Annotated in this window: 6 protein-coding genes and 1 tRNA gene; 4 read left to right on the top strand and 3 right to left on the bottom strand. The window is 43.9% G+C overall.

Features of this window, described 5'->3' with window-relative positions; translation table 11 throughout:
• Positions 1-76, top strand: a tRNA-Lys gene (locus VXQ11_RS13635).
• Positions 77-259: 183 nt separating this feature from the next.
• Here VXQ11_RS13635 and VXQ11_RS13630 read toward each other — a convergent pair.
• Positions 260-955 carry a hypothetical protein gene (locus VXQ11_RS13630; protein WP_064102212.1) on the bottom strand — a complete coding sequence of 232 codons (696 nt, stop codon included), beginning with the start codon at positions 953-955 and terminating at the stop codon, positions 260-262.
• A gap of 247 nt (positions 956-1,202) precedes the next feature.
• Here VXQ11_RS13630 and VXQ11_RS13625 point away from each other — a divergent pair, with 247 nt between their 5' ends.
• The 3 genes from VXQ11_RS13625 (at position 1,203) to VXQ11_RS13615 (ending at position 3,994) form a co-directional block, all read left to right on the top strand.
• Entirely contained in the window at positions 1,203-1,481 is a 279-nt protein-coding gene (locus tag VXQ11_RS13625; RefSeq protein ID WP_416681108.1) for a PspC domain-containing protein, read from the top strand.
• Positions 1,482-1,713: 232 nt separating this feature from the next.
• On the top strand, positions 1,714-2,499 hold the full coding sequence (locus tag VXQ11_RS13620) for a sulfite exporter TauE/SafE family protein (RefSeq protein ID WP_416706273.1): 786 nt from the start codon (positions 1,714-1,716) through the stop codon (positions 2,497-2,499).
• Positions 2,500-2,581: 82 nt separating this feature from the next.
• Positions 2,582-3,994 (top strand): SLC13 family permease, encoded by a 1,413-nt coding sequence (locus VXQ11_RS13615; protein ID WP_416706272.1) that lies wholly within the window; start codon positions 2,582-2,584, stop codon positions 3,992-3,994.
• Positions 3,995-4,626: 632 nt separating this feature from the next.
• Here the strand turns inward: VXQ11_RS13615 and VXQ11_RS13610 are convergent.
• Positions 4,627-5,736, bottom strand: coding sequence for an HPP family protein (locus VXQ11_RS13610; protein ID WP_416706271.1), 1,110 nt, complete (start codon positions 5,734-5,736; stop codon positions 4,627-4,629).
• A gap of 244 nt (positions 5,737-5,980) precedes the next feature.
• Positions 5,981-6,787 carry a transglutaminase-like domain-containing protein gene (locus tag VXQ11_RS13605; RefSeq protein WP_416706270.1) on the bottom strand — a complete coding sequence of 269 codons (807 nt, stop codon included), beginning with the start codon at positions 6,785-6,787 and terminating at the stop codon, positions 5,981-5,983.
• Positions 6,788-6,916 lie beyond the last annotated feature (129 nt).

The raw sequence follows: 6,916 nt of genomic DNA, 5'->3' as shown, positions 1-6,916 counted from the left end.
GGGCCGTTAGCTCAGTTGGTAGAGCAGTGGACTTTTAATCCATTGGTCCCGCGTTCGAGTCGCGGACGGCCCACCATTCTTTTCCAAGAATGCCCTCTCAGATTTACTTCTTTATATTTCAATTATTAAATACGATTTCTGCTCGTGTATTTCTGCATCCAGATTTTAAGCTCACGTGTCCAACAGCTCATATTTATTGTATTAATTTAAATCTTCTTTGAACCACGTCTTAGACTGGATCGACCAATTTTATCTGACATTATGGTTCGACATGAAAGGAAGTATCTTTGACCAGTTCATAGGCTTTCGAAGGTGCCGGATAACCTCGCTCAAATAATTCGCGGTTGGTTTTTTCCTTCTCACTGTAAATTTTTTCCAGATTCATAACCAGATGGTTCGAATCCTTAATCGTATAATAAAAACTCGCCCCTTCTTTACGGTTTATGACCAATTCAGTACGTTCCGGGTTGATCGACCAGCGATCCTTACGATAGGTGGTATTATGAGCTGTGCTGCTTCTCGTATTATCAATAAAAACTTTGCCATACTGAAAAATACTACGGTGTACCGTACCATCCGGCAGTAAAGCCAAAATATATTCTGCCTTACCTTCTGTACAAGGTGCGAAACGCCCATCACAGTCAATTTCGGTATGATAGCGACCAATAAATGTTTTGGCATAATCGGGAACAGTGGTCGGATTTAGATCCGCCTCAACTGGAACAGCAGCCAGCCCTACAGCCTGAGTTAAGGATTTGGCACTGACTGCGACTACACCTGCGGTCGTATTGGCAGCAGAAACCTTGACCCCTTCTTCTTCTACAGCCTCTTGCTGATCTTCCTGTTCAGGCTTGACTTGATGCTGGTCACAGGCCTGCAAAATCACCACGCTCCCCAGTATCAGGCTACATTTAAGAAAATTGCTTGATGTAAAACGTGATATATCTACTTTCATTTTTTTAACCGACCCAGACCTAAAACATGGCGAGTAAAAAACACACAGCAAAGCTGATGAACTTTACATAAGAGTTCAATAGAATTTTCTATATGTTAGTAACTCTTAGACCGGGTTTTAATCTTTCTTAACATTACTTAACGATTTTATTTGTAATCAGCACTTTAAAAAGTTCGATCTAACGCCATTTCTTTTAATAATATGGATCTATTTTCTGGATTCAAACCTATTTTATCAGGAGATTTTAATGGCCAATGTTGGTTTATATCGCTCTAACCGCTCAAACATGATTGCAGGTGTGATGGGCGGTATTGCTGAACGTTTTGGTTGGAACGCAAATTTATTACGTCTTATCTTTGTGCTAGTTTCAGTGATGAGTGCCGCTTTTCCGGGTATTCTGGTTTATCTGATACTTTGGTTAATCATGCCAAAACAACCGTACAGTATTGAACATGATGGCGCTTATCAGCCCCAAGGCTATCAAAATCCTGTACGCACCGTTAATCAGGATAAACGCGATTATTAAGGTGTATAGCAAGGTTTAACTAGCGTTCTTGACAGGTTTCATCGAAGAGCTTCCTCCTTTCACCCCAGTTAAATGGGATGAAATTTTGATGCCACGGTAATTTCCCCAAGTTATTGTGGCTTTTTTTTGCCTATATTTTTTGTTATTTCTTAGCTGTATTACAGCTTTTCACTTTCTTTCTCAGTTAAATTCACGATAAGTTCAATATTCTAATTTTTGAAATGGATTTCACATGACTCAGGCAGAATGGATGATGCTCTGGCTCTGTGCCGTAGCAGCCCTGCTCCATGGTTTAAGCGGCTTTGGCTTTCCCATGATGAGTACGGCTGTTCTGTCCAGTGCATATCCGCTTAGCATCGCGGTTACTCTTGTCATTCTGCCCTGCCTGCTGCTGAATCTGATCATGCTGAATGCCGATCCTGTGCATAGCATGTTGAATAGCATTGGCTATTATATAAAACGCTATTGGCCATTGATACTCAGTAGCCTGATCGGCAGTGTACTCGGGGTCAAGCTGTTACTTTGGCTAAATGAGGCTTATTTAAAACTGTTATTGGGTCTGGTGATTGTATTTTATGTCTTGGACCAGTTACGGACACGGCCATTGCAAGTTAGTCCACATATTTCCAGCATGCTCTGTTTTGGTTTACTGGCCGGCATCATTGGAGGTGCGACCAATGCCATGGCACCTTTTCTGATGATGTATCTGATGAGTTGCCAGCTGTCTAAAACAGATATTGTCATTATCAGCAATCTCAATTTCATTGCAGGTAAACTGATCCAGCTGTTTTTACTGTTTCCAATTCTGATCACGCTGGAAACCCATCAACAGCATATTCTGATCGGGATCAGCCTATTCGCCCTTGCTGGTGTCTGGATCGGAGGCAAAATACGCCATCGTTTGTCTCAGCAGCACTTCAAATGGATTGTCCTGGCTTTACTCTTTGGCTTGGGCCTGTATGCCCTATGGCAAAGTACTGGATTATTACAACAATCTGGTTATAGTATCTTTAAATAGGATATTTTTTAAGCAAAACCAAATTACAAATTCAAAGTTAATATAAAAAATGATGTAAATAAAAACCTTGCAAGGAGAGCATATGACTCAGACCAACCTAGCTACCCCGACCAATGCCATGCCTAAAGGGCTGCTGAAAGGCTGGATTCTTATTCTTGTCGCAGCCATGGTGGCCTATGGTTTATATCTTTACCTGCCCTATGACCAGAATGCCAATAAAGGACTGGCACTTTTAGCCTTTATCGGTATCTTATGGTTGACTGAAGCCATTCATATCACGATTACAGCTTTACTCATCCCCGTGATGGCAGTATTGCTAGCCATGCCAATGGCCTCTGGTGAAGAACTGGTTCCGATTACCACACAAGCCGCTTTGGCTACTTTTGCCGATCCTGTCATTTTCCTGTTTTTTGGTGGTTTTGCGTTGGCCACAGCGTTGCATATCCAGAAACTGGACCGGAAAATTGCCATGTGGATCATCTCCCTGTCCAGAGGGCATCTGGGCATTTCTGTACTGGCGATTTTTGTGGTGACGGCGCTGCTGTCCATGTGGATTTCCAATACGGCGACTGCTGCTATGATGCTGCCTTTGGCCCTAGGCTTGCTTTCACATCTGGATGTCAGCAAGGATCGTAAAACTTTTGTCTTTATCCTGCTCGGCATTGCCTATTCGGCCAGTATTGGCGGACTGGGCACCATGGTCGGTTCACCTCCGAATGCCATTGCTGCCAAGGCCCTCGGCTATGATTTTGCCGACTGGATGAAAATCGGCTTGCCGATGATGTTCATTATTCTTCCCGCCATGCTGGTCAGTTTATATCTGGTACTACGTCCAAAACTGAATCACAAAGTACAATTTGTAACTGAAGATATTCCTTGGACCGGCACCCGTATAGCCACCATGATCCTCTTTCTTTGTACTGCAATTGCCTGGATTTTCAGTAAAAAATTCACTGAAATTTTTGGTATTTCCCAGCCGGATACCTGGATAGCAATTTTGGCTGCCTGTATGGTGGTGATTCTGGGTACCGCAAGCTGGAAACAGATTGCAGAAAATACCGACTGGGGGGTCTTGTACCTGTTCGGTGGTGGTCTGACCTTGAGTGCCATTCTGAAGGATTCAGGCAGTTCGCTGGTACTGGGTCAAACTCTGGCCAATGCCTTTGGTGACGCCTCCCCGCTGATAATTATTTTTGTAGTTGCTACATTTATTATCTTCCTGACTGAATTTACCAGTAATACCGCTTCAGCTGCCCTGCTGGTACCAGTATTTGCCGCAATTGCGGATCAGATGGGAATGCCCAAAGAAATTCTGGTGATTGTCATTGGCATTGGTGCCTCATGTGCCTTTATGCTGCCGGTAGCGACCCCGCCAAATGCGATTGTTTTTGGAACCGGTTATATCCAGCAAAGCGAAATGATGAAAGTTGGTTTTGTGCTGAATATTATGTGTATCTTTATTATTTCACTGTTTATTTACTGGTTCTTTATTTAATCATTACAGCTCTTAAGCATCACACCCTTTACAAAGCACACTCCGGTGTGCTTTGTCGTATTATTCGCCTATATGTTGAATCTTTCTCTCATCAAAAATAATATGCTTTTAACAATGCTAAAGATAAAGCTCCTAGATGAAATATCAAAAAGTGGTAAACAGATATTGGACAGGATATTTCACTTAATCTCTCAACCGATCCGAAACTCTCTCTGGAAAATGACACCCAATCTCGTGCTTGCACCTTTGATCATGAGCCTCATTTTATTTTCTTATGCGCTATTTCATGAGGTCAGTTATGGGGGTTTTCTCCATTTTCAAGAGTCTATTTTCGGCACTTTTCCTCAGTTTTTTCATCTACCTGACATATTGGACGATGGTCTTTATCTATGAGTGACTCACCTGCTGCTACGCCGTTATCAGCTGTTTAATATCCTCACGATTTTAATGAGCAGCATTGGAAACCCTGATTCTGGCCTACATCTCGCATCCTCCAAGCGAAGCTTTTAGTACCCATTTTTTGTTTTTACTGAATTTCTCTCTACCAATGATACTGTTTTACAGTTTACTCAGCTGGCAAGTCGACCAGACCTGATCAGGTATGGTCGCTTATATTCCATTTTAATCCGGTTTTAAGCTTTCATTTTAAAATGATTCAGCTCCTGGTTGAGGGCAGCAATCATGTCTGCCCGGCTGATAATTCCCACCAATTGCTGCTTGCTTACCACCGGAATATAGTTGAAGGAACGCTCGACAAAATATGGCACCAGATCCTGAATGGGCTGTAAGGGCTGTACCGTGATCACCTTACGGGTCATGATATGTTTGACCTGATGCTCCCAGCTGCTGCGCACATCGGTAGCACGCTTGAACCATTCCACCACCTGATACATTGCCAGCGTACCGACCAGTTGTTCATCTGCATTAACGACGGGCAGGCTCATCAGGTTCATCTGCTTGAACTTGTCCAGTGCATGCTGGATATCATCATTTTCATGCAGGGTTGCCACATCCTTCGTCATAATATCCTGGCAGCTAAATTCATGCACCGCACGCGCATTGGCGCGGTTTTGTGCCTCCAGAATGATTTTTTGCAGGTCATATTCACTGATGTCCAGCAGCTCGGTATGCTGGTCCAGCACTTCCTGAATATCCTGCGGTTGAATCGTCACTTTCTGGGTCGGCGTCGGGTCCTTGGAACGGCTATTTAACTGGGCCTGCTGCGGATAGTTCTTTCCAATCATCCGGTTAAAGACAATGGCAATCCCCATGAGCAGAATTGAATTGAGCAGCACCGGATAAAATACAAAGGCATAACCCAGTTCATGCACCGGATGACCACCCAGCACTGCAGTAATGGCCACGGCGCCACTCGGTGGATGCAGGGAATCCGTGGTCATCATCAGGACAATTGCGGCAGCTACAGCCAGACTAAAAGCTTCAGTGGGATTGGCAATCAGCAAGGCACAGCTCACCCCAATGACGGCAGCAATGGTATTGCCGACCAGAATGTTCCAGGGCTGTGCCAGAGGACTGGCCGGTACCGCAAACAGCAATACCGAAGAGGCACCCATCGGGGCAATGTACCAGGCTTCAAAATCCCCCAGAATCCATAAACTCAGCAGGGAGGAAACCACCAGACCTAGCAATGCCCCTATTCCGCAGAGCAGGCGGTCTTTGAGCGGAAGGACTTTGAAATTTGGTTTTAGGGTATTGAGCCAGTCGAGATGGGAATGAAACACAGTGCGCCTGATCTTATGGTTTGCAGATTTTGCGCATTATAGAACCAAGCCAGATGAAAGGCATCGCTGTTTTACATCTTTTCACCATTCGCGAATACATGTTTTTTAAAAAAATATTTCACTCAGGTTAAAACATTCATTCGGCTTTTTATAGAATGATCACTTCATCACCGGTAGTCATTTGCATGGAAAAATCCTTGCTAACCTTCTACTTAAATAGCTGTTCAAATCTTTTTAAAGCAGCTTAATGGCTGATTTCAGGTTGAATCAGTGGCTGGATTTTTAGCAGCTCGACCTGACCATAATAGGTTGAAAATGCGACATCACCGGCATCGACGCCAGTGCCAATCCGAATGAGATTTTCAACCGGAGCCAGACGGGTCGGATCAAACTGCACCCACCCTCCGTCCAAATACGCTTCAAAAATGGCATGAAAATCGGGTAAAAACTTTTCAATTTCCACATAGCCAACCACCATACGTGCCGGAATGCCCAAGGCACGGCACAATGCAATGCCTAAATGGGCGAAGTCACGGCATACGCCTGCGCGATGCACCAGGACATCTGTAGCGGTGGTAAACTGGTCAGAACTGCCAGAAGCATAAAAAATGTTATTATAGATCCACTGCTCAATCGCTTTGACCCGCGTATAGCCGGGTGTCATCCAGCCAAACGAACGTTTTGCCATTTCCAGCAATAAATCCGAATTGCAATAACGGCTGGCCAGCAAATAAGGCAGCACTTCATCAGGTAGATCAGGAATAGGCACTTCATTCAGACCTTGCTGCCGTTCAAAAGAAATGCCCGGTTGCCGAGCCACGTTCGCAATATAATTCACCTCAAAAACCTCACAGGGTTCGACCTGCAAGCGAACATGACGGTTTTGATGCTGTGCATCCTGAAATTCATGCCATACCACCGGCAAATTAAAGTGCAGTTGCTCTTCAATAATCTTCTGATCAGGGTGATGTGCCGCCTGGAGCATAAAAATAAATTCTGTAGGTTGCACGATCTTGTATTTTAAATGGCAGTGAATACGGTAAGTGATCATGAAGTTCCTTATTTTTAAACGTTATTATATTGCGTGAATCTTAAACTAATTTTAGAACAACAATCGTATAAGCTCCGTTGAACTTTATAACTCTCGAGTTTACAGCAGGTCATCCATCTGATTTATTCC

The organism is Acinetobacter sp. 197, assembly GCF_048148385.1.
Taxonomy (GTDB): domain Bacteria; phylum Pseudomonadota; class Gammaproteobacteria; order Pseudomonadales; family Moraxellaceae; genus Acinetobacter; species Acinetobacter pecorum.
Note: the sequence above shows the minus strand (reverse complement) of the source record. Positions and strands in the feature narration are given on the sequence as shown.

What these genes read in the sequence shown, in the direction of transcription:
- VXQ11_RS13630 (WP_064102212.1), bottom strand. Translation starts at nt 955, where the DNA reads ATGAAAGTAGATATATCACGTTTTACATCAAGCAATTTTCTTAAATGT.
- VXQ11_RS13625 (WP_416681108.1), top strand. Translation starts at nt 1,203, where the DNA reads ATGGCCAATGTTGGTTTATATCGCTCTAACCGCTCAAACATGATTGCA.
- VXQ11_RS13620 (WP_416706273.1), top strand. Translation starts at nt 1,714, where the DNA reads ATGACTCAGGCAGAATGGATGATGCTCTGGCTCTGTGCCGTAGCAGCC.
- VXQ11_RS13615 (WP_416706272.1), top strand. Translation starts at nt 2,582, where the DNA reads ATGACTCAGACCAACCTAGCTACCCCGACCAATGCCATGCCTAAAGGG.
- VXQ11_RS13605 (WP_416706270.1), bottom strand. Translation starts at nt 6,787, where the DNA reads ATGATCACTTACCGTATTCACTGCCATTTAAAATACAAGATCGTGCAA.